We start from the raw sequence: 22,207 nt of genomic DNA on the forward strand, positions 1-22,207 counted from the left end.
GCGTTTGATTGTTACCACACGTCAAGGCTGTGTAAACAGGCCGGAGGTCCTGCCAGCCGGACAAAGAAAGGCCCGGGAGGCGCCTTGGCGACTGACCCGGGCCGAAAGGTTGCTTACTGCCCCGATTGCCGTAATCCATGGAAACCACTCTGACGAGGAGGACCACTGGGTTACTGGCCGAGCAAGCCTAGGCGCGAAGGTATTAAGGCCGCGTTAAATCTGCTTCAGCCTTTGGTTAATCCCCGGGCCCGCCGGCGGGGGGCCCTCACCGGGGTCCCGACCCCGGCCACCGTGAAGTCGATGATTGCGCCGGCCACGTCCACGCCGGAGGCCCCTTCGATGCCCTCCAGGCCCGGCGATGAGTTCACCTCAAGCACCAATGGGCCGGATTTCGACCTCAGAAGGTCCACGCCTGCAACACCGAGCCCCATGACCCGGGCTGCCCGCAGGGCGGTGTCGATTTCCGGCGGGCTCAGCTCGACCGGGCTGGCGCTGCCGCCCCGGTGCAGGTTGGACCGGAATTCGCCCTCCCCGGCCTGGCGGCGCATGGCGGCGACCACCCGGTCGCCCACCACGAAACAGCGCAGGTCGGCGCCCTTGGCCTCGGCCACGAACTCCTGCACGAGGAAGTTGGCGTACAGGCCACGAAAGGCTTCGATGACGCCGCGCGAGGCGCTGGCCGTCTCGGCCAGGATCACCCCGTTGCCCTGGGTGCCTTCGTTGAGCTTGATCACGTGCGGGGGCTTGCCCAGCATGCCCAGCAGGTCGGTGGTGTCGTCGGGGTTGTCGCCAAACACCGTAAGCGGCAGCCCCAGGCCCTCGCCGGCCAGCATCTGGTGGCAGCGCAGCTTGTCGCGCGCGCGCAGGATCGCATCGGAGGGATTCGGGCTGTAAGCGCCCATCAGCTCGAACTGCCGGAGCACGGCCGTGCCATAAAAACTGACCGACGCACCAATGCGCGGCACCACCGCGTTGATGCCGGCCAGTTCCTTGCCCTTGTAGCGCATCTGGAAACGCCCGGGCGCGATCGACATGTAACAGCGCAGCGGATCGAGCGTGCGCACCACGTGGCCGCGCTCGCGGGCGGCCTCGACCAGGCGCTGGGTCGAGTAGAGCTTGGCATTGCGCGAAAGGATGGCGAGTTTCACTTGGTCGGCACCGGGGCGTGCTCGCCCTGAAGGAAGGAGGCGGCGGGGTCCACCACGAAGCGGCCGGCCAGCGCGGTGCGGCCCAGCAGCATCGGGAAGAGCATGTTGCGGCGCTGGGCCAGGTTCACTTCGGCCAGCCACTCAAGGCCGGCCAGGCGCATCCGGGTCCGGATGAAGATGCGTTCGGTGCGGTGGCCGCCGGAGTCGGTGACCTTGCGGCGCGCCAGCACCGGCGCTTCGCCGTAGGCATGCGGGGCGTGGTAGCGGCCGGTATCGAGCTCGAATCGCACCCATTCGACGCCATCGCGGTCGAAGGTTTCCTGCGAATCGACATGCAGCGACGAACTGCGCGCCCCCGTATCCACCTTGGCACGCACGGCCGTGATGCCCAGGTCGGGCAACGCCAGCCATTCGCGCCAGCCCAGCGGCAGCGTTTTCGGCACGGCGTCCTCCGGGGGGCGGAACGGCGGCACGAGGCCGCCGTCGAAATGGAGCGGGTGATGGGAATCGAACCCACGTTAGCAGCTTGGGAAGCTGCAGTTCTACCATTGAACTACACCCGCGTTCGGACGCGATTATGACGAGCGCCCGGTGCCCCCGCAATGCGTGCCCGGCGATAGAATCGCGCCATGCGCATCCAACTCAACGGCCAGTCCACCGAACTCACCGGCACGCCCACCGTCGCCCAGCTGCTGGAACAAACCGGCCTGGCCGGGCGCAAGGTGGCCATCGAGGTCAACCAGGAAGTCGTGCCGCGCAGCCGGCACGACCAGCACCTGCTGGCGGAAGGCGACCGGGTCGAGATCATCCACGCCATCGGCGGCGGGTGAGATTTCCCTGAATATGTTCTTAAAAAAGGGTTAACCCGACCGGCAAAAGCGGCCATAATCAGGGGCATGAACCGCGCCCCCGACTCCCGGCCCGCCGATCCGCTGGTGATCGCCGGCAAGACCTACCATTCACGCCTGCTTACCGGCACCGGCAAGTTCGCCGACCTGGAACAGACCCGCCTGGCCACCGAGGCCGCGGGTGCGCAGATCGTCACCATCGCGATCCGCCGCAGCAACATCGGCCAGAACCCGGGCGAACCCAACCTGCTCGACGTGCTGCCGCCGGACCGCTACACCCTCCTGCCCAACACCGCCGGCTGCTACACCGCCGACGACGCCGTGCGCACCTGCCGCCTGGCGCGCGAACTGCTCGACGGCCACAAGCTGGTGAAGCTCGAGGTCCTGGGCGACCCGAAAACCCTCTACCCCGACGTCGTGCAGACCCTGGCCGCCGCCGAAATCCTGGTGGCCGACGGCTTCGACGTCATGGTCTACACCTCCGACGACCCGATCCTGGCCAAGCGCCTGGAAGAGATCGGCTGCGTCGCGGTGATGCCGCTGGCTGCGCCGATCGGTTCGGGCCTGGGCGTGCAGAACCGCTGGTCGATCCTGGAAATCGTCGAGAACGCCAAGGTGCCCGTGCTGGTGGATGCCGGCGTCGGCACTGCCTCGGACGCGGCCATCGCCATGGAGCTGGGCTGCGACGGCGTGCTGATGAACACCGCCATCGCCGGCGCGAAGGATCCGGTGCTGATGGCCAGCGCGATGCGCAAGGCGGTCGAAGCCGGACGCGAGGCCTTCCTGGCCGGGCGGATCCCGAAGAAGCGCAACGCCAGCGCCTCCTCGCCCCTGGACGGGCACTTCCTCTGAGGTGGACCAGGGCATGACCGGCACGAATGACGAAGGCACACCGGATCAGCCCGATCGGCACCGCCCCATCCGCAGCTTCGTGCTGCGCCAGGGTCGCCAGACCGAGGCCCAGAAGCGCGCCTTCGAACTGCACTGGCCGGCCTACGGCCTGGAACACACCGGCACGCCCCGCGACTTCGACCAGGTCTTCGGCCGCAAGGCGGAGCGCGTGCTCGAGATCGGTTTCGGCAACGGCGAGCAGCTGCTGTTTTCCTGCGAACGCGAGGCCGGCCGGGACTTCATCGGCATCGAGGTGCACGGGCCCGGCGTCGGCCGCCTGCTCAACGCCGCCGCGGCCGCTGGCCTGAACAACCTGCGTGTCTACCAGCATGACGCCGTCGAAGTCCTGCGCGACGACGTGGCGCCCGGCTCCCTGGACGAGGTGCGCATCTACTTTCCCGACCCCTGGCACAAGAAGCGGCACCACAAGCGGCGGCTGGTGCAGCCGGCGTTCGTGGACCTGCTCTGCCAGCGGCTCAAGCCCGGCGGCCTGCTGCACCTGGCCACCGACTGGGAAAACTACGCCGAACACATGTGGGACGTGCTCGACGCCGAACCGCGCCTGCGCAACCGCGCCGGACCGCGCGGCGCGGCGCCCCGGCCCGACTGGCGGCGGCAGACGCACTTCGAGACCCGCGGCCTGAAGCTGGGCCACGGCGTCTGGGACCTGCTCTACGACCGCACCTGAGGACGCCGCCAACGCATGGACACCAGCCTGACCCTGACCCGCGACATGATGCTCGTGCTGGGGCTGGTCGGCTTCACCATCGTGATGTTCATGATCGAGCGCATCCGCGCCGACGCCACCGCGCTGGTGGTGCTGGTGCTGCTGGGGCTCACCGGCCTGGTGCCGGCCAACCAGCTCTTCGACGGCTTTTCGGGCAACGCCGTCATCGCCGTCATCGCCACCATGATCCTGGGCGCCGGCCTGGACCGCACCGGCGCGCTCAACCGCGTGGCCGTGTGGCTGCTGCGCGTCTCCAAGGGCATGGAGGAGCGGCTTATCCTGCTGACCTCCGCGCTGGCCGGCCTGATGTCGGGCTTCATGCAGAACCCGTCGGTGATGGCGCTGTTCCTGCCGGTGGTCTCGCGCCTGTCGGGACGTACCGGACTGAGCCTGTCGCGCCTGCTGCTGCCGGTGGCGGCCGCCATCGTGATGGGCGGCGGCCTCACCATGATCGGCAACTCGCCGCTGATGCTGCTCAACGACCTCCTGGTCGCTGCCAACCGCAACCTGCCCTCGGGCGTGGCCACGCTCGAGCCACTGGAAATGTTCGCGCCCTTGCCGGTCGGCCTGGCGCTGCTGCTGGTCGGGCTGGGCTACTGGCGCTGGCTGGGCCAGCGCTGGTTCGCCAAGGCCGAGGACAAGGGCGTGGCGCCCAGCCGCACGCAGAGTTATTTCGCCCGCGCCTACGGCATCGAGGGTGATGTCTACGAACTCACGGTCACCGCCGAAAGCCCGCTGGTGGGCATGAGCGTGGGCGAAGCCGAGGCCCAGCGCGACGCGCCGCTGCTGCTGGCCCTGCTCAGCGGCAACGAAGCCCGCCTGGCGCCGCCGGCCGACCAGATGATCTGGGTCGGCAGCGTGCTCGGCGTGATGGGCCCGCGCGAAGCCATCCAGGACTATGCGCAAAAGAACCTGCTGCGCATGTCGGCCCGACTGCGGCATTTCGCCGACCTGTTCAATCCCAGCCGGTCGGGCATTTCCGAGGCCGTGATCCCGCCGACCTCGAGCTTCCTGGGCAAGTCGCAGTCGCAGCTGCAGCTGCGCAAGCGGTTCGGCATAAGCCTGCTCGCGATCAACCGCGACGGCCAGGTCTGGCGCGAGGACATCCGCAAGATGTCGTTCAAGGCCGGCGACATGCTGGTCTTCCACAGCATCTGGACCGACCTGGCCCAGGCCAGCGAGAGCCGCGACTTCGTCGTCGTCACCGACTACCCCAAGGGCGAACAGCGGCCGCAAAAACTTTGGTGGGCGCTCACGGTGTTCGTCGGCGCGATGGCGCTGGCGCTGTCCACGCTGGTGCCGGTGCCGATCGCGCTGATGGCCGGCGCCGCCGCGATGATGCTGGTCGGCGTGTTGAACATGGACGAGGCCTACGCGGCGGTGAACTGGAAAACCGTCTTCCTGATGGCCTGCCTGATCCCGCTGGGCTGGGCCATGGACTCCACCGGCGCCGCCGGCTGGATTGCCCAGCAGGTGCTTGAACGCATCGGCAGCGACGTGCCGATCTGGGTGCTCGAGGCGGCCTTCGGCCTGCTCGCCACTGCGTTTGCACTTGTCATCGGCAACGTCGGCGCCACCGTCGTGGTGGTGCCCATGGCGATCAACGTGGCCCTGGCCGCCGGCGGCAACCCGATGGCGTTCGCGCTGGTCGTGGCGCTGTCGGCGTCGAACAATTTCCTCAGCGTCTCCAACCCGGTGCTGGCCATGGTGTCCGGCCCGGCCGGCTACCGCGCCAAGGACCTGTGGCGCACCGGTGCGCCGCTCACGCTGGTTTACCTGGCGATCGTGCTGCTGGTGGTGAACCTGATGTTCTAGCCCGCGGCGCCGGCCACGGCCACGCGCACCGGCACCAGCGAGGCCCCCTTGCAGGGACCCGCCACGCACTCGCCGTGTTCAAGCTCGAAGCTGGCGCCGTGCGCGGCGCAGACCAGCCGCCCCTTGTCGACCAGGAACCTGCCCGGCGCCCAGTCCAGCCGGCGCCCGGCGTGGGGACACACGTTCAGCCAGGCCTTAAGGGCCCCGCCCTGGCGCAGCAGCACCAGCGACAGCCGCTCTCCGTCAAGCTCGGCCTCGGTTTCGGACAGGCCCTCGGGGGGCCAGTCGGTCAGTTCGATTAACGAACCACTTACACTTTCCACGCGGCGCCTCGCCATACTTCCCGTCCCCGAGTTTGCCACGGCGACGCATGACCTTCTTCTTCCATCGCATGTTCAGCTACTGCCCCTCGAAGCCGCGCAACCCGCTGCTCAAGGTGCTCGTCGGCCTGTTGGGCCTGGCGCTGCTGTTGGTGCTGGTCGGATTCGGTCTGGTCATTGGCCTGGGCATGCTGCTGTTCGCCGGCGCCCGCCGGCTGTTCGGCGCCACGCGTCGCCCGGCCGCCGCCGCGCCTGCCGACGTGATCGAAGGCGAGTACACCCGCGTACGCGACCCGCATTCGCCGCTTCACCTGCGCTGATCCGGCAACGCGTGGCCCTGCCCGGAACCGTCATTCCCCTGCCCGCCCCGACCCTGCTGCCCGTGCGCGGCGGCGGCGCTTTTCCCGTGCGCCGCATCTATTGCGTCGGCCGCAACTTCGCCGACCATGCCGCGGAAATGGGCGCCAGCGTCGATCGCGGCAATCCGGTGTTTTTCCATAAACCTGCCGACGCCATCGTCGCCGGCGGCGGCGACGTGCCCTACCCGTCCGCCACCTCGGACCTGCACCATGAAGTCGAGCTGGTGGTGGCGCTGGGCGACGATGCCAAGGGCGTCGTGGCGGTGGACGGCGCGATGGCCCTGGTGTTCGGCTACGGCGTCGGCCTCGACCTGACCCGCCGCGACCTGCAGGCGCGCGCCAAGGCCAAGGGCCTGCCCTGGGACACCGCCAAGGGTTTCGACCACTCCGCGCCGGCCAGCGAACTGGTGCCCGCGGGCGAGGCAGGCGACCTCGACCAGCGCCTGCTGTGGCTGGACGTCAACGGCGAGCGTCGCCAGCAGGCCACGCTGGCAAGCATGGTCTTCAGCGTCGCCGAGGTGATCAACGAACTTTCGAAGCTGTACGCGCTCAAGGCCGGCGACCTGGTCTTCATGGGCACGCCCGCGGGCGTCGCGGCGCTGCAGCACGGCGATTCTTTCCGCGCGGGCATCGAAGGCCTGGTGACGCTGGAAGGTCGTATCACCTGATCCGCCGTCCGGTGTAAATTCTCGGTCGGACCAGCAACCACCGACCGGAGCAAACACATGGGAATGGCCAAGGAATTCAAGGAATTCGCGCTGCGCGGCAATGTCGTCGACCTGGCGGTCGGCGTGGTGATCGGCGCCGCATTCGGCAAGATCGTCACGTCGCTGGTAAACGACATCGTCATGCCAGCCCTGGGATACGCCATCGGCGGCGTTGATTTCGGCGACCTGGCCATCGAGCTCAAGGCCGCCACCGTGGACGCCGCTGGCACGGAGATACCGGCCGTGCTGGTCAAATACGGCGCCTTCATCCAGACCGTGGTGGACTTCGTGATCATCGCCCTGGCGATCTTCGTGGCCGTGAAGGTGATGAACTCGCTCAAGCGCAAGGAAGCGGCCTCGCCCGAGCCGCCGCCCGCGCCCAGTGAGGAAGTTAAGTTGCTCACCGAGATCCGCGACAGCCTGAAGTCGCGCTGATAGCGAACGTTTCACACCGACGCCGGCCTCCGGGCCGGCGTCGCCTTGCTGGAGACACCGGATGCACCCTGCCCGTACCCTGCTCGCCCTGTCCCTGCTGGCCACCGCGCCGGCCTTCGCCGGCACCGGCCTCGATGCCGGCGACATCGCCGCGGCCGAGGGTCTGCGCGAACGCGCGATGCGCGGCAGCGAGGCCTGGAACGTCGTGGAGTCGCTGACGACCGAGGTCGGCCCCCGGATGGCCGGCACGCCTGCCGACGCCAAGGCGGTGCAGTGGGCAAAGGCCAGGATGCAGGCCATGGGTTTCGACAAGGTCTACCTCGAGCCCGTGAGCTTCCCGGTCTGGCTTCGCCACCATGAGCGTGCCGAGGTACTGGCACCCTATCCGCAGCCACTGGTCGTCACCGCCCTGGGCGGCAGCGTCGGCACCGGGGACGCGCCGATCGAGGCCGAGGTCGTCGCCTTCGCCAACCTCGACGCGCTCAAGGCGGCGCCCGAGGGCAGCCTCGAGGGCAAGATCGCGGTCATCACCAACCGCATGGTGCGCTTCAAGGACGGACGCGGTTACAGCCCCGCCGTCGGCGCACGCAGCAATGGTGCCGTCGAGGCGGCACGCAAGGGCGCCATCGCGATTCTCATCCGGTCGATCGGCACCAGTTCCGACCGATTCGCCCACACCGGCGCCATGCGTTACGTGGCCGACGTGCCGCGCATCCCGGCCGCCGCGCTGTCCAATCCCGACGCCGACCTGATCGAACACATGGTCGCGCGCGGCAAGCCGGTGCGCCTGCGCCTGGATATCGGCGCCGAAATGCGGGCCAGCTACACCTCGCACAATGTCATCGGCGAGATCCGCGGCCGCGAATTGCCGGGCGAGGTCGTGACCATCGGTGGCCATCTCGATTCCTGGGACCTGGGCACCGGCGCGATAGACGATGGCGCCGGCATCGGCATCACTTTCGCCGCCGGTGCGCTGATCGGCCAGCTTGAGCGTGCACCGCGCCGCACCGTGCGCGTGATCGCCTACGCCAACGAAGAACAGGGCCTCTACGGCGGCAAGGCCTACGCCGAAGCGCGCGCCGCCGCAGGCGAAATAGATGACCACCAGCTGGGCGCGGAAAGCGACTTCGGGGCCGGCCGCATCTATGCGCTGCGCGCCGGCGTCGACCCGGCCGCCTGGCCCGTGATCGAACAGATCGGCCAGGTCCTGGCCCCGCTGGGCATCACCACCGAACGCGGCGGCAGCCCGGGCCCCGACGTTGGCCCGATCGTCGCCAAGGGCGCGCCCTGGGCGCAGCTGGCGCAGGACGGCATCGATTATTTCGACTACCACCACACCGCCAACGACACCCTGGACAAGATCGACCCGCGCGCCCTGGACCAGCAGGTCGCGGCGTATGCCGTGCTGGCCTACCTGGCGGCGGAATCCGAGGTGGACTTCGGCAGCTTGCCGGTCAAGAAGGAAAACTGAAGCCGGGCGCCCGGCCGCCGCGATCAGCGGTGGGCGACAAGGGTCCACAGCCCGAATAGGCCTTCGCGCGACGACCAGGTCCGCACCCACTGCGCACGCCGGAAGCCGGCGTCCAGGCAGGCCTGCAGCAGGTCCCAGCCGAAGTGGTGGAAACACAGCACGCCGCCGGACACCGGGTCACCGTGGATTTCCGGCGGCAGCAGGTGTTCGATCGAGCCGTCCTCGCGAATGCGGGCACGCAGCACGCTGCCGGCCGCGGACTCGATGAACGGGGCGGTCAGCACCAGCCGGCCGCCGGGCCGCAGGCAACGGGCGAACTCGCGCAGTGCCGCCGGGTAATCGGGCACGTGCTCGAGGACGTCGAAGCTGCCGATGGCGTCGAGGCCGGCATCGGCAAGGTCGAGCCGGGTGACGTCCCGTTCCGCCAGTTCGCCCCGCCCGCCCATGCTGGCGTACCAGCCCTGCAGGCGGGCACGTTTGGCCGCGTCCAGTCCGAATTCGCTGCCGATCAGGCCGGGGCACAGTGCCTGCAGCCAGACGTAGGCCACGGACGCCTGTTCGGTCAGGTACACCTGCGCCTGGGCAGGGTCCAGCCCGTCAAGGAGCAAGGCGAACGCGGCGCGGTTGCGGGCAATCAGCCGGCAGCGCGGGCAGGTCATTTCCTCCCGCAGGTTCGGTACCTGGCCCGATGCCGCGGACGGCAGCGAAAACACCACGGGAACGCGACACAGGCCACACCAGCCCGACCAGCCATCGGCGCCGGCGGCGGCCCCCACCTGGCCAGTGATCTGCTGTTGGGCCCGTTCGCGCTCGCTTCCGGCCACCGCACGCCAATCCTCCAGGCCCGAATACGCGCTGGCCTGCGGCGGGGCGAACACGCCGTCGGACACCGGAAGCCACGGTGCACGCAGTTTGCGTCGCAGCCAGCCGCGCATCAGTCGAGCAATGGAGACTGGAGCACCCGGGAGGGGCGGCCCATCACGATTTCGGCCTGCTCGCGCAGGTCTTCGCGCGACACCTCGCGCAGCGTGAGCAGATGGCGGACCACGTCGTCGAGGCGGCGCTTGCCGGCGGTGGCCTTGCGGATCTCGGCGTCGAGTTCCCGCAGAAGCGCGACGCCGCGGGCGGTACGCGGCCCACGGGACCGGTTCGAGGTCAGCGAGTCCACGTCCTGGCCGTGGTTGGCCATCCACGCCTGGGCCTTGTCCGCGCGGCCCTGGCTGAGCAGGCCGGCGCGGCGCAGCAGTTCGATCGAGTAATACTCGGCCACCGCTTCGGTGATCCAGTCGTCGCCGTCGGCACCGCGCAGGCGGGTGAAGACGTGGCTGAGCTCGTGCACCAGGGTGCTGGTTCCGTTCTCGCTGATCAGCGGCCGGTCGGCGTGCAGGAACAATGACCGCGGGCCCGAAAGGCCGCCCCGCCACATCGGATCGCCGGCGCTGACGATCAGCACCTTGATCGGCAGCTCGCCGTAAAGCTGCTCGAACTCGGGCACCAGTACGTTGAAGAAGGCCAGCATGTCGTTGCGCCGTACCTCGTCGCCCTTGGGGCCGGCAACGCTGACCTCGATGTTGTCGAACTGTTCGCGGCGGGTGCCGACGTCGCCGGCGATGATCCAGCCGGTCGGACGGTCGAAGTTGCGCTCGGGATTGACCACGACATAGGACTTGCGATCGCGGCTCAGCTTGAAAGGCGTGTCCACGTTGGACCATCCCTTGGGCAGCTGGAAACGCAGTCGTGCGCGCGAGTCTGCGCCCTTGGTCGCAAGCACCGCCGCCGGCGGCACCAGGTCGTCGCCGCGCAGGATGACCCAGTCGGCGGTCATGCGGGCGTCGTAACCGTCATTGCGGCGCTGGTGGTTGACCGTGTGCAGGAATCGCAGCCGCGCCGGCTGCCCGCGCGGCGGCACCCAGGTCACCATGTCGCCCTTGCGGCTGACCTCGCCGTCGCCGCGCACGTTCGAATAACGGTCCTCCGGCATGCGCATGCGCAGGCGCCGGACTTCGCCGGTACCGGGAGTCAGGCGGATGCTCACTTCGGCCTGGCCCTTGTCGGGCAGGAAGCGCACCAGGTAGTCGAGGCCGTATTCGGTGCGTTCGGCCAGGGCCAGGCTCGGGAGCAGCAGCAGGGCCAGGGCCAGGCCGCGCAGCAGGTTGGGAAGCCGCATTGGGATGTCCATCCGTTGAATTATGCCGCCGCCGGGCTGAATTTCCGGTTCATGCCCGCTGCTGGCGCCACCATTCGGCCAGGAACACGCTGGTGGCCGAAGCCACGTTGAGGCTTTCCACCGCACCGGTGCCCGGGATCGCCAGCCGCAGCGTCGCCGCGTCCGTAAGGAAGGGGTCGACGCCGGTCTGTTCGGCGCCCATCACCAGCAGCAGGCGTTCCGGCAGGGCCGCGGCGTGCAGCGCCTGACCGCCGCGGACCACGGTGGCGGCGGCCACGAAACCCGCCGACGTTAGCTGGGCCAGGCTGTTGTCGGCCCGGCCAAGGCGCACCAGCGGGACGATTTCGGCGCCGCCTTCGGCCACCCTCGCCGCCGCCCCGGACAGCGCCAGCGCGGAGTCCTTGGGCAGCAACAGGCCGGCCACGCCGAAATGCGCGGCCGAACGCAGGATCGCGCCGAGGTTGTGCGGATTGCCGACGCCGTCGAGCCACAGGGCCACCTGCGGACCCGGCGGCAGCTCGCGCAGCCAGCCCGACAGCGACAGCTCGGGCGCCGGCATGGCGCCGAACACCACGCCTTCGTGGTGGCTGCTGGCGGCCAGCTTCTGCAGGTCTTCGTCGCCGACCACGGTGTAGCCGAGGCGGTTCTGGACGCAGTAGGCCAGCACGTCCTTGAGCCTGTGGATGCGCGATTCGAGCAGCCAGACCTTGCGCAGGTCGCCGGGGCGGCGCGCGAACATCGCCAGGCAGGCATTGAGGCCGTACAGCCTCTGCTCGCGCGGGCCGCGCGGCGTGGCCGGCTCGGCCGACTCGGGACGCGGCGCGGACGGGCGCGGGGCCGATGGCCGCGACGCGGTGGCTTCGCGGTCGCGCTGGCGCTCGCGCTTGTCGCGCGGCTGGGAGGGCGGGCCGCGGTAGGGGCCGCGGCCGGCCGGGGGTCGGGTGTCGTTCATGGCAGCAGTCTAACGGACGGGCCGGGCGAAGGGCCGCCCGGCCCGCGTCAGGCGTGGCCGCCGACGGCCGGGGTTTCGCGCTCGAGCTTTTCGAGCCTGCGCGCCACGGCTTCCGGGGAGCGCGTGTGCGGGGCCAGGAGGGTGTAGAAGGCCGGCACCACGAACAGCGACAGCAGGGTCGAGAACGCCACGCCCGAGATGATGACGATGCCGATGGTCGCGCGACTGGCGGAACCCGGGCCGCCGGCCACCACCAAAGGCACCGCGCCCATCATCGTCGCGATCGAGGTCATCAGGATCGGCCGCATGCGCACGGCCGCCGCCTCGACGATGGCGTCGCGCACGGCCAGGCCTTCGTCACGCAGCTGGTTGGCGAACTCGACGATCAGGATGCCGTTCTTGGCCGCCAGGCCGACCAGCATGACGATGCCGATCTGGCTGAACAGGTTGAGCGAGCTGCCGAACACCCACAGCCCCAGCAGCGCGCCCAGCACCGCCAGTGGCACGGTCAGCATGATCGCCACCGGGTGCAGGAAACTTTCGAACTGCGCCGCCAGCACCAGGTACACCACCAGCAGCGCCATCGCGAAGGTGAAGATGACCGCGCCGCCGGCGCGCTGGTATTCGCGCGACTCGCCCTTGTAGTCGAGCTGGGCACGGTCGGGCAGTTCTTCATCGGCGGTCTGGCGCACCCATTCCAGGGCTTCGCCCAGGGTGTAACCCGGGGCCAGGCCGGCGGAGAGGCTGATCGCGCGCAGGCGGTTGAAGCGGTTGAATTCGCCCGGCTCGGCCAGTTCGGTCAGGCTCACCAGGTTCGACAGCGGCACCAGTTCGCCGCTCCCGATCGAACGCACGTACAGGTTGTCCAGATCGGCCGGCGAGGCGCGGTCCTCGCGCTGGGCCTGCAGGATGACGTCGTATTCCTCGCCGTCCTCCACGTAGGTGGTGACCCGCCGCGACCCCATCATGGTCTCGAGCGTGCGGCCGATTTCCTGCACCGAGACGCCGAGGTCGGCGGCCCGGGCGCGGTCGATCTCGACGCGCAGCTGCGGCTGGGTTTCCTTGTAGTCCGAATCGGCGCCGTACAGACCCGGGTTCTGCTCCATGCGCGCCAGCATGCGATCCCGCCACTCGGCCAGCTCCACGTAGTCCGGCCCGCCAAGCACCACCTGCAGCGGTTGGCCACCACTGCGCACGAGTCCCGTGCGCACCTGCGGCCTGGCGACGACGCCGGGCAGCCGAGCCAGCTCGCCGCGCACCTGCTCGACCAGCTGGCTGGTGTCGAGATCGCGCTGGTCCCAGGGTTTGAGCAGCACGATCGCCCGCCCGGTGTGCATGGTGCCACCGGCGCCCCAGCCACCGGGCACGGCGGTATTCACGCGATCGATGGGCTGGCCCTCGCCGGTGTACTTGAACAGGATGGCTTCCAGGCCCTGCATCTGTTCGACCGTGTAGTCGTAGCCCGCGCCCTCGGGGCCGGACACGCTGACGAAAAACGCGCCGCGGTCCTCCGGCGGCGACAGCTCGGCCGGGATCACCTGCGCCAGGAAGGCCGACAGCCCCAGCGTGCCCAGCAGCGCCAGGCCGAACAGCAGCGGCTTGCCGACGGTACGTTCCACCGCGCGCCGATAAGCCCTGCCCAGGTCGTCCAGGTGGCCCTGGATCCAGCGGTTGAGGCCCCTGGGTTCGGAATGCGGGCGCACCAGCAGCGAACACATCATCGGCGTCAGCGTCAGCGCGACGAAGGCCGAAATGATGACCGCGCCGGCCAGGGCCACCGACAGTTCGCGGAACAGCCGGCCGGTGTTGCCTTCCATGAAGCCAATCGGCAGGAACACCGCCGCGAGCACCGCCGTGGTGGCGATGACGGCGAAGGCGACCTGCTGGGTGCCACGACGCGCGGCCACCAGGGGCGGCTCGCCCAGGTCGGCGCGGCGCTGCACGTTCTCCAGCACCACGATGGCGTCGTCGACCACCAGCCCGATGCACAGCACCAGCGCCAGCAGGGTCAGCAGGTTGATCGAAAAACCAAAGGCCCACAGCGCGATGAAGGCCGCGACCAGGCACACCGGCACGGTCACCGCCGGGATGATCGCCGCGCGCACGCTGCCAAGGAACAGGTAGATCACCACCAGCACCAGCGCGATCGCCTCGAACAGCGTCCAGTAGACGCGGTTCACCGCCGCATCGATGAAGATGGTGCTGTCGAAGGCGACGAAGATATCGGTGCCCTCGGGCAGCGTGTCCTGGATGGCCGGCAGGGCCGCCTTGACCTCGCGGGCGACGTCGAGGCTGTTGGCGGTGGACGTCTTGATCACGCCCAGGCCGACGTTGGGCTGGCCGTTGCCGCGGAAGTAGGCGCGACGCTCGGACGAAGCGCGCTCGACCCGGGCCACGTCGCCCAGCCGCACCAGGTAGCCGTCCTCGCCCTTGGCGAGCGTAAGTCGGGCGAAATCGGCCGGGTCTTCGTATCCGCGCATCACGCGCAGGGTGAAGTCGCGGTCCCGGGATTCGATGCTGCCGGCGGGAAGCTCGACGTTCTCGCGGCGCAGCGCGTTCTCGACGTCGTTCACGGTCAGGCTGCGCGCCGCCAGGGCCTCGCGGTCGAGCCAGATGCGCATCGAATAACGCTGGCGGCCACCCACCCGCACCTGGGCGACGCCATCGATGCTCGACAGCCGGTCGACGATATAACGTTCGGCGTAGTCGCTGAGCTCGAGCGTGTCGAGCTTCTCGGAATTCATGTTCAGCCACAGGATGACGTCGGCGTCGGCCTCGACCTTCTCGATCTCGGGCGGGTCGGCTTCGGGCGGCAGGCGGTCGCCGACCCGGCTGATGGCGTCGCGCACGTCGTTCGCGGCCGCTTCGATGTCGCGGTTGAGCGAGAACTCGAGGGTGACGTCGGCCTCGCCGTTGCGGCTGCGCGACTCGATGGTCTCGATGCCCTCGATGCCGGCGACGGCGTCTTCCAGGATCTGGGTGATGCGGGTTTCGACCACGGCGGCCGACGCGCCCGGGTAACCGACCTCCACCGACACGATCGGCGGGTCGATGTTGGGCAGCTCGCGCAGCGTCAGCCGGGTGAAGGCGATCAGGCCAAGGACCACCAGCAGCAGGCTCATCACGGCCGCGAAGACCGGCCGCTTGATGGATACGTCGGAGAGGATCATGGCGCCGGCGTCACGTCGCTGATGGCGCTGCCGTCACGCAGCTTCACCGTGCCGTCGACGACGATCCTGTCGCCGGCCGAAAGGCCATCGAGGATCTCCACCTCGCCGCGACGGCGCTGGCCCAGCGCCACGTCCGCCTGCTCCACGGTGTTGTCCGGCTTGACCCGGAACACGTGGGCGGTGCGCGAGACCTGGATGACGGCGATTTCCGGCACCACCAGCGCCTGCCGTTCGGGCTGGAAGACCTCGACGGTGAGCAGCATGCCGGGGCGCAGCAGGCGATCGGGATTGGGCAGGTCGGCGCGCACCGTGACCGCGCGCGACACCGGGTCCACGCGGGAATCGATGGTGGCCACCTCCCCGGTGAACTCGCGATCCGGGTAGGCGACGCTCGTGGCGCGGATGGCCTGCCCCGGCGAAAGCGCCGAGAGGAAGGATTCGGGCACCGAGAAGTCGAGCTTTATCACCGACACGTCGTCGAGGCTCGCGATGGTCGTGCCGGGCGTCACCAGGGTGCCGGGGCTTACCTGGCGGAAACCGAGCACGCCGGCGAAGGGCGCGGTGATCACGCGGTCGGCCAGGCGGGCCCGGGTGGCGTCCAGGCGGGCACGTGCGGACTCCATGGCGGCGCGCTGGGTGTCGAGCTGCCCGGCCGGGATGAGTTTCTGCGCGGCCAGCTGCTGCTGGCGCTGGTACTGCTTCTGCGACTCGCGGTACTCCGCCGCAGCTTCTTCCAGGCCCGCCACTTCGGCGCGGCCGGACAAGTCCACCAGCACGTCGCCGGCCTCGACCAGTTCGCCGTCCTCGAAGTTCACGCGCACCACGGTTTCGGTCACCTTGGCCGTGACCATCAGCGATTCGTTGGCCCGCGCCGTGCCCAGGGCCTGGATGGTGTCGCGCCAGGGTTTGGCCTGCACCTCCATCGCGGTCACGGTGGCCGGCGTCGAAGTGCGACCACCCACCTCCGCCTCGCCGCAAGCCGCCAGCAGGGCCAGCAGCGGCAGGAAAACGAACAGGGCGCGCAGGGAAGATCGGCCAGACGTCATGGCGGGGCGGTGTCCTTTTTTGAGGGCCCGATTGTACGGTCGCGCTGGCAAGCCGGCGTGCAGGCGGCGCGATGATGCCGGAAAAAAAACGCCGGCACGGGGCCGGCGTTTACATGACTGCGGGGCAGGCGGCCCGGAGGCCGCCGCCAGCGGTAGGGACTCAGCCCTTCTTCCACTGCCCCAGCGCGGCCAGGCCGTTGTCGCGGGCGCGGGCGAAGACGGTGTCCTGGGCGGACTTGACGTTGCCCGCCATGTCCTTGGACCACAGCTTCAGGGCGGCCGACTGCATGGCGCGGCCGTAGCTGAAGCTCAGCGGCCAGGGCTTGGCGCCCATCTGGTTCATGGCATTGAGGTGGGCGGTGGCATGCTCGTCGCTCTGGCCACCGGACAGGAACACGATGCCCGGCAGGGTCGCCGGCACCGCCGACTTCAGGCAGCGCAGGGTCAGCTCGGCGACTTCCTCGATGCCGGCCTGGTCCGGGCAGTCCTTGCCCGACACCACCATGCTGGCCTTGAGGATGGTGCCCTCGAGCATGATGTTGTGCTCGTAGAGCGCGCCGAACAGCGAGCGCAGGGTGACCTCGGTGATTTCGTAGCAGGTGTCGATGTCGTGGTCGCCGTCCATCAGCACCTCGGGTTCGACCATCGGCACGATGCCGGCTTCCTGGCACAGCGCCGCGTAGCGGGCCAGTGCGTGGCAGTTGGCGTCGATGCAGGTGCCCGAGGGCATGTCTTCGCCGATGGTGATCACGGCGCGCCACTTGGCGAAGCGCGCGCCCAGCTTGGCGTATTCCTTCAGGCGGTCGCGCAGGCCGTCCAGGCCCTCGGTGACCAGTTCGCCCGGGAAGCCGGCCAGCGGCTTGGCGCCCATGTCGACCTTGATGCCCGGCAGGATGCCGGCGTCCATCATGACCTTGGTGAAAGGCACGCCGGCCTTGGTGGACTGGCGCAGGGTCTCGTCGTACAGGATGGCGCCGGAAATGTAGTCGCCCAGCTTGGGCGTGGTCAGCAGCATTTCGCGGTAGGCGCGGCGGTTCTCTTCCGTGCACTCGATGCCGACGCCGTCGAAACGCTTCTTGATGGTGGCGGTGGACTCATCGATGGCGATGATGCCCTTGCCCGGGGCCACCATGGCCTGGGCGGTTTCGGCGAGCTGGTCGATACTCATGGCGGGATTCCGGAGGTTGGTGGAAAGCCGCTGATTATACCCGGTTTTTGGCCGGGTTCAGAGCTCGCCGAGGCCCTCGGCGCCGCCTCCGGGACCGACCTTGAGCAGGCGCAGGGTATTGGTGGCCCCGTGCAACTCCATGTGGTCGCCGCTGGTGATGATGACGCGGTCGCCCTCGGCCAGCAGGCCCAGTCCGAACAGGTGCCGCAGCGCGCCGCGGGCGGCTTCGCGGGTGCTCTGGCCGGCGCTGTCGAAGTCCACCGGAAACACGTCCCTGACCAGGGCCATGCGCCGGCGGGCGCCATCGTGCCGGGACAGCCCGAAAATCGGCACCTTGGACCGGAACCGCGACAGGAACCGGGCCGTGCCGCCGGACTCGGTCAGCGCGACGATGCCGCGCACGTCGACGTGTTCGGCCAGGAACATGGTGGCCATGGCGATGGCCTGGTCGGCGCGTTCGAGGCCGCGCTGGGCCTTCTCGAAGTCGGTGTCGTGGTCGAACTGGCGCTCGGCGCCCAGGCAGATGCGGACCATGGCCTCGACCGCCTTCACCGGGTAGCTGCCGGAGGCGGTTTCGGCCGAGAGCATCACCGCATCGGTGCCGTCGATGACCGAATTGGCCACGTCCAGCACCTCGGCGCGCGTCGGGATCGGGTTGTCCACCATCGACTGCAGCATCTGGGTCGCGGTGATGACGATGCGGTTGTGTTCGAGCGCGGTTCGGATGATCTTCTTCTGCAGGCCGGGCAGCTCGGCGTCGCCGATCTCCACGCCCAGGTCGCCGCGCGCGACCATCACCACGTCAGAGGCGCGGGTGATCTCGACCAGGTTGTCTATCGCCTCGGCGCGTTCGATCTTGGCGACCATGAAGGCATCGGAGCCGGCGGCCCGCGCCAGCGCCCGGGCTTCGTCCATGTCGGCGGCCGAGCGGCAGAACGAGACGGCGATGAAGTCCACGCCCAGGCCGGCGGCGATGTCGATGTGCTGCTTGTCCTGCTCGGTGAGCGCGCCGAGCGACAGCCCCCCGCCCAGCCGGTTGAGGCCCTTGCGGTCGGACAGTGCGCCGTCGGTGAGCACCCGCGTACGGATGCGATCACCCTCGATCGCCAGCACCTCGACCGCCATCAGGCCATCGTCGAGCAGCAGGGTGTCGCCCGGATGCACGTCATTGACCAGGCCCAGGTAGCTGACGCCGACCTGGCTGGCGTCGCCCGGCGGCACCTCGGCGCGGCAAAGCAGGCTGAATTCATCCCCCGCCGACAGGGAGACCTTGCCGCCGGCGAATTTTTCGATGCGGATCTTCGGACCCTGCAGGTCGGCGAGGATGCCGACTTCGCGGCCCTGCCCCGCCGCGGCTTCGCGGACGGCGGCGACCCGTGCGGCATGCTGCTCCGGCGTGCCGTGCGAGAAGTTCATGCGCACGACGTTGACGCCCGCGCGGATGACGGCGTCGAGCACGCCCGGGGCATCGGTGGCCGGGCCGAGGGTGGCGAGGATCTTGGTTCGGCGAAGGGGCTGGGTCATGGACTTAAGCTAGCACGCAGCCGTGGCGAACAAAGCGCGCAAACCCGCGGGGGATTCGGCCAGGTGGGTGGCGCCTGCCTCGCGCAGTTCGGCTTCGCCACCGAAGCCCCAGAGCACGCCCACCGAGGGCATGCCGTGATGGCGGGCGCCGTGGATGTCCATGTGCCGGTCGCCGATCATCCAGCACGCGTCGGCGGCCAGGCCCAGCCGCGCCAGGGCTTCGCCGATCAGTTCGGGCTTGTGGCTCAGCCGACCGCAGGGCGTGGCGCCGATGACGTCTTCGAAGTGGCCGCCGAAGGGCAGGTGTTCGACGATGCGGCGCGCATGCGGTTCGTTCTTCGCGGTAACCACCGCTAGGCGGTGACCGTCGGCGGCCAGCGCCGCCACGGTGTCGCCGATACCCGCGTAAACGGCGTGTTCGCGCCAGCCGTCGGTCTCGAATCGTTCGCGGTAGAACTCGACCGCCCGCTCCACCCGGGCCGGGTCGCCCAGCTTCGGCGCGAAGCTGTCCCGCAGAGGCGGACCGATCCAGCCGCGCAGCTCGTGCTCGCCGGGCACCGGTTCACCCAGCCGCTCGAAGGCGTGCACCACGCAGCGCGTGATGCCTTCGATCGAATCGATCAGGGTGCCGTCGAGGTCGAAGAAGATCGTCGCCACGTCAGCTGGCGCGCGCCTTCAGCGCCGCCACGGCCGGCAGCTCCTTGCCTTCGCAGAATTCCAGGAAGGCGCCGCCGCCGGTGGAGATGTAGCTGATGCCGGCTTGCACGCCGTACTTGTCGACCGCGGCCAGGGTGTCGCCGCCGCCGGCGATCGAGAAGGCCTCGGAATCGGCGATGGCATGGGCCAGGACCTCGGTCCCCTTGCCGAAGGCGTCGAACTCGAACACACCGACCGGGCCGTTCCAGATGACGCTGCCGGCCTTGGCGATCATGCCGGCGTAACGCGCGGCCGTTTCCGGCCCGATGTCCAGGATCATGTCGTCGGGGCCAACCTCGGAGACCGGCTTGACCGTCGCCGGCGCATCGGCGGCGAAGGCCGGGGCGACCACCACGTCGGTCGGCACCGGGATGTCGGCGCCGCGGGCCTTGGCATCGGCCATGATCTTGCGGGCCGTGTCGAGCAGGTCGGCTTCGCACAGCGACTTGCCGACCGGGTGGCCGACCGCGGCGATGAAGGTGTTGGCGATGCCGCCTCCGACGATCAGCTGGTCGACCTTGGACACCAGTGCGCCCAGCAGCTCAAGCTTGGTGCTGACCTTGGAGCCGGCGACGATGGCCAGCAGGGGCCGCGCCGGCGCCAGCAGGGCCTTGGCCAGGGCGTCGAGCTCGGCCATCAGCAGCGGGCCGCCGCAGGCGACCTTCGCGAAACGGATGGCGCCATGCGTGGACGCCTGGGCGCGGTGGGCGGTGCCGAAGGCGTCCATGACGTACACGTCGCACAGCGCAGCGTATTTCTTCGACAGGGCCTCGTCGTCGGCCTTCTCGCCGACGTTCATGCGGCAGTTTTCCAGCAGCACCAGCTGGCCGGGTTCGACCTGCACGCCGTCGGTCCAGTCCTTGAGCAGCGGCACCTCGCGGCCGAGCAGTTCGCCCAGGCGGGCGGCGACCGGGGCCAGCGAATCCTCCTGCGTCCACACGCCTTCCTTCGGGCGACCCAGGTGCGAGGTGACCATCACCGCGGCGCCCTTCTCCAGCGCGAGCTTGATCGTCGGCAGGGCGGCGGTGATGCGCTGTTCGGAGGTGATGCGGCCGTCCTTGACCGGCACGTTGAGGTCCTCGCGGATCAGGACGCGCTTGCCGGCCAGGTCGAGGTCGGCCATGCGGAGGATGGACATGGGGTGGCTCCGGATACGGGAAAGCCGGCATTTTCCCCCGCGCCGCCCGGTGCCGGCAAACGCCGGGACCGCGTGGGACAATGCCGGCATGGACGACTGCACCAGCCTGCCCGTGATCGAAGGCCAGCGTGTCCGCCTGCGACCGCTGCGCCGCAGCGACGCCGCGGCGCTTTTCACGCTCTATTCCGACCCGGAAGTCTGCCGCTACTGGAGCTTCGCACCCTGGACCGAACCGGCCCAGGCCGAGGCCTGGCTGGACGAGCGCCTGGGCTGGAAGCCGCCGGCGACGTTCGGCTGGGCGCTGGCGGATCGCGACGACGATGGCTTGGTGGGCACGACCACGCTGTTTTCGCTCAGCGGCCCCAATCGCCGGGCCGAACTGGGGTATTCCCTCCTGCCTTCCCGGCAGGGGCAAGGCCTGGCGCGCGAGGGGGTGGGCCTGGCGCTGGCCTACGCCTTCGGGCCCCTGGACCTCGAACGCGTCGAAGCCGACGTCGATCCCCGCAATGCGCCCTCCTGGCATTTGCTGGAACACTTCGGCTTCCACCGCGAGGGCCTGCTTCGCCATCGCTGGCGGGTCGGCGGAGAATTCGCCGACTCCTGGATCTATGGACTGCTGCGCGACGATTACCGGAGGACGGCATGAACCAGGCCCTGCAAGCCGCGCTGGCGGCCCTGCGCCGGGGCGAGGCCATCGGCCTGCCCACCGAAACCGTGTACGGCCTGGCCGCGGACGCCGGCAACGCCGAGGCCGTGCGCCGCATCTTCGCCCTCAAGGGCCGGCCGGCCGACCATCCGCTGATCGTGCACGTGGCCGGCGTCGAGGCGCTCGATCACTGGGCGACCGACATCCCGGCGACGGCCCGGCAGCTGGCGGCGGCCTTCTGGCCCGGCCCGCTGACCCTGGTGCTGCGCAAGCAGGCCCGGGTGCCGGACGTGGTGACCGGCAACCAGGACACCGTCGGCCTGCGCTGTCCCGACCACCCGGTGGCGCTGGCCCTGCTGCGGGAATTCGGCGGCGGCCTGGCGGCGCCTTCGGCCAACCGTTTTGGCCACGTCAGCCCGACCACGGCCGCGCACGTGCGCGCCGAGTTCGGCGACGCCGTGCCGGTCGTGCTCGAGGGCGGCGACTGCACGATCGGCATCGAAAGCACCATCGTCGATTTCACCGGCGACACGCCGCGCATCCTGCGCCCGGGCATGCTGGGGCGCGACCGCATCGAAGCGGTGGTCGGCCCGGTCGAAGCCGGCGCCACCGCGGCCAGCCCGCGCGCGTCGGGCACGCTCGACGCCCACTACGCGCCGCGCACGCCACTGCTTCTGCTGCCGCGCGCGGCGCTGGCAACAGAGGCCGCCGAGCAGGAAGCCCTGGGCAAGGCCGTCCAGGTGCTGGCCCTGGGCGAACTGCCCGAAGGGGTGCCCGGCCTGGCACTGGCCGCCGACCCGGCCAGCTACGCCCACGGCCTGTATGCCGCCCTGCGCGAACTCGACGGCCGCGGCGCCAACCTGCTGCTCGCCGAGCGTCCGCCCGATGGCGACCCCTGGCTGGCCATCCACGACCGCCTGCGCCGCAGTGCCGCCGGCGCAGGCGGGTTCGAGGGAGACCCGACCTAGGGTCTCGCCGC

At 69.6% G+C, this 22,207-nt stretch carries 22 protein-coding genes and 1 tRNA gene; 10 read left to right on the forward strand and 13 right to left on the reverse strand.

The window, feature by feature from the left end; translation table 11 throughout:
• Nucleotides 1–224: 224 nt before the first annotated feature.
• The 3 genes from rimK to ACYVJH_RS07690 form a co-directional block, all read right to left on the reverse strand.
• On the reverse strand, nt 225–1,148 hold the full coding sequence (gene rimK / locus ACYVJH_RS07680) for a 30S ribosomal protein S6--L-glutamate ligase (protein WP_460454025.1): 924 nt from the start codon (nt 1,146–1,148) through the stop codon (nt 225–227).
• Nucleotides 1,145–1,591 carry an ATP-dependent zinc protease family protein gene (locus tag ACYVJH_RS07685; RefSeq protein WP_460454026.1) on the reverse strand — a complete coding sequence of 149 codons (447 nt, stop codon included), beginning with the start codon at nt 1,589–1,591 and terminating at the stop codon, nt 1,145–1,147. Before ACYVJH_RS07685 ends, rimK begins: the two co-directional genes overlap by 4 nt.
• Nucleotides 1,592–1,637: 46 nt before the next feature.
• A tRNA-Gly gene (locus tag ACYVJH_RS07690) sits at nt 1,638–1,711 on the reverse strand.
• A gap of 66 nt (nt 1,712–1,777) precedes the next feature.
• Here ACYVJH_RS07690 and thiS point away from each other — a divergent pair.
• The 4 genes from thiS to ACYVJH_RS07710 all read left to right on the forward strand — a co-directional run bounded on the left by thiS (nt 1,778) and on the right by ACYVJH_RS07710 (nt 5,429).
• The gene (gene thiS, locus ACYVJH_RS07695) at nt 1,778–1,978 is read left to right on the forward strand and encodes a sulfur carrier protein ThiS (protein WP_460454027.1); all 201 of its coding nucleotides are present in this window, start codon (nt 1,778–1,780) and stop codon (nt 1,976–1,978) included.
• 66 nt (nt 1,979–2,044) lie between these two features.
• Nucleotides 2,045–2,848 carry a thiazole synthase gene (locus tag ACYVJH_RS07700; protein WP_460454028.1) on the forward strand — a complete coding sequence of 268 codons (804 nt, stop codon included), beginning with the start codon at nt 2,045–2,047 and terminating at the stop codon, nt 2,846–2,848.
• Nucleotides 2,849–2,861: 13 nt separating this feature from the next.
• Nucleotides 2,862–3,575 carry a tRNA (guanosine(46)-N7)-methyltransferase TrmB gene (trmB, locus tag ACYVJH_RS07705; RefSeq protein ID WP_460454029.1) on the forward strand — a complete coding sequence of 238 codons (714 nt, stop codon included), beginning with the start codon at nt 2,862–2,864 and terminating at the stop codon, nt 3,573–3,575.
• Between the two features lie 15 nt (nt 3,576–3,590).
• Entirely contained in the window at nt 3,591–5,429 is a 1,839-nt protein-coding gene (locus ACYVJH_RS07710) for an SLC13 family permease (RefSeq protein WP_460454030.1), read from the forward strand.
• Here ACYVJH_RS07710 and ACYVJH_RS07715 read toward each other — a convergent pair.
• Entirely contained in the window at nt 5,426–5,752 is a 327-nt protein-coding gene (locus tag ACYVJH_RS07715; RefSeq protein ID WP_460454031.1) for a Rieske (2Fe-2S) protein, read from the reverse strand. The two genes, ACYVJH_RS07710 and ACYVJH_RS07715, sit on opposite strands and share 4 nt — an antisense overlap.
• 47 nt (nt 5,753–5,799) lie before the next feature.
• Here ACYVJH_RS07715 and ACYVJH_RS07720 point away from each other — a divergent pair, with 47 nt between their 5' ends.
• From ACYVJH_RS07720 to ACYVJH_RS07735, 4 genes are all read left to right on the forward strand, one after another.
• Complete coding sequence (locus ACYVJH_RS07720; protein ID WP_460454032.1) at nt 5,800–6,069, forward strand: hypothetical protein; 270 nt, start codon at nt 5,800–5,802, stop codon at nt 6,067–6,069.
• Between the two features lie 17 nt (nt 6,070–6,086).
• A complete protein-coding gene (locus tag ACYVJH_RS07725) occupies nt 6,087–6,776 on the forward strand; it encodes a fumarylacetoacetate hydrolase family protein (protein WP_460454280.1) in 690 nt (229 codons plus the stop codon).
• Between the two features lie 57 nt (nt 6,777–6,833).
• A complete protein-coding gene (gene mscL / locus ACYVJH_RS07730) occupies nt 6,834–7,250 on the forward strand; it encodes a large-conductance mechanosensitive channel protein MscL (protein ID WP_229668409.1) in 417 nt (138 codons plus the stop codon).
• A gap of 61 nt (nt 7,251–7,311) precedes the next feature.
• A complete protein-coding gene (locus ACYVJH_RS07735; RefSeq protein WP_460454033.1) occupies nt 7,312–8,721 on the forward strand; it encodes a M28 family peptidase in 1,410 nt (469 codons plus the stop codon).
• A 23-nt stretch (nt 8,722–8,744) separates the two neighbouring features.
• Here the strand turns inward: ACYVJH_RS07735 and ACYVJH_RS07740 are convergent, their stop codons facing one another.
• From ACYVJH_RS07740 to ACYVJH_RS07780, 9 genes are all read right to left on the reverse strand, one after another.
• Nucleotides 8,745–9,656 (reverse strand): class I SAM-dependent methyltransferase, encoded by a 912-nt coding sequence (locus ACYVJH_RS07740; protein WP_460454034.1) that lies wholly within the window; start codon nt 9,654–9,656, stop codon nt 8,745–8,747.
• The gene (locus tag ACYVJH_RS07745) at nt 9,656–10,888 is read right to left on the reverse strand and encodes a hypothetical protein (protein ID WP_460454035.1); all 1,233 of its coding nucleotides are present in this window, start codon (nt 10,886–10,888) and stop codon (nt 9,656–9,658) included. The genes ACYVJH_RS07740 and ACYVJH_RS07745 overlap by 1 nt, the downstream gene beginning before the upstream one ends.
• Nucleotides 10,889–10,937: 49 nt before the next feature.
• On the reverse strand, nt 10,938–11,840 hold the full coding sequence (locus tag ACYVJH_RS07750; protein ID WP_460454036.1) for a TrmH family RNA methyltransferase: 903 nt from the start codon (nt 11,838–11,840) through the stop codon (nt 10,938–10,940).
• Nucleotides 11,841–11,887: 47 nt separating this feature from the next.
• The gene (locus ACYVJH_RS07755) at nt 11,888–15,010 is read right to left on the reverse strand and encodes an efflux RND transporter permease subunit (RefSeq protein ID WP_460454037.1); all 3,123 of its coding nucleotides are present in this window, start codon (nt 15,008–15,010) and stop codon (nt 11,888–11,890) included.
• Nucleotides 15,007–16,056, reverse strand: a complete 1,050-nt coding sequence (locus ACYVJH_RS07760; protein ID WP_460454038.1) for an efflux RND transporter periplasmic adaptor subunit — start codon at nt 16,054–16,056, stop codon at nt 15,007–15,009. Before ACYVJH_RS07760 ends, ACYVJH_RS07755 begins: the two co-directional genes overlap by 4 nt.
• 160 nt (nt 16,057–16,216) lie before the next feature.
• On the reverse strand, nt 16,217–17,224 hold the full coding sequence (locus ACYVJH_RS07765; RefSeq protein WP_460454039.1) for a class I fructose-bisphosphate aldolase: 1,008 nt from the start codon (nt 17,222–17,224) through the stop codon (nt 16,217–16,219).
• Between the two features lie 57 nt (nt 17,225–17,281).
• Nucleotides 17,282–18,748, reverse strand: a complete 1,467-nt coding sequence (pyk, locus tag ACYVJH_RS07770; protein ID WP_460454040.1) for a pyruvate kinase — start codon at nt 18,746–18,748, stop codon at nt 17,282–17,284.
• A 9-nt stretch (nt 18,749–18,757) separates the two neighbouring features.
• Nucleotides 18,758–19,405: an HAD hydrolase-like protein gene (locus ACYVJH_RS07775; protein ID WP_460454041.1), complete on the reverse strand. Its 648-nt coding sequence runs from the start codon at nt 19,403–19,405 to the stop codon at nt 18,758–18,760.
• Nucleotide 19,406: 1 nt separating this feature from the next.
• Nucleotides 19,407–20,582 carry a phosphoglycerate kinase gene (locus ACYVJH_RS07780; protein ID WP_460454042.1) on the reverse strand — a complete coding sequence of 392 codons (1,176 nt, stop codon included), beginning with the start codon at nt 20,580–20,582 and terminating at the stop codon, nt 19,407–19,409.
• 88 nt (nt 20,583–20,670) lie between these two features.
• On the opposite strand from ACYVJH_RS07780, the gene ACYVJH_RS07785 reads away from it, so the two are divergent.
• The gene (locus ACYVJH_RS07785; protein WP_460454043.1) at nt 20,671–21,228 is read left to right on the forward strand and encodes a GNAT family N-acetyltransferase; all 558 of its coding nucleotides are present in this window, start codon (nt 20,671–20,673) and stop codon (nt 21,226–21,228) included.
• A complete protein-coding gene (locus tag ACYVJH_RS07790; protein ID WP_460454044.1) occupies nt 21,225–22,196 on the forward strand; it encodes an L-threonylcarbamoyladenylate synthase in 972 nt (323 codons plus the stop codon). The genes ACYVJH_RS07785 and ACYVJH_RS07790 overlap by 4 nt, the downstream gene beginning before the upstream one ends.
• Nucleotides 22,197–22,207: the final 11 nt, after the last annotated feature.

Source organism: Arenimonas aestuarii, assembly GCF_054781715.1.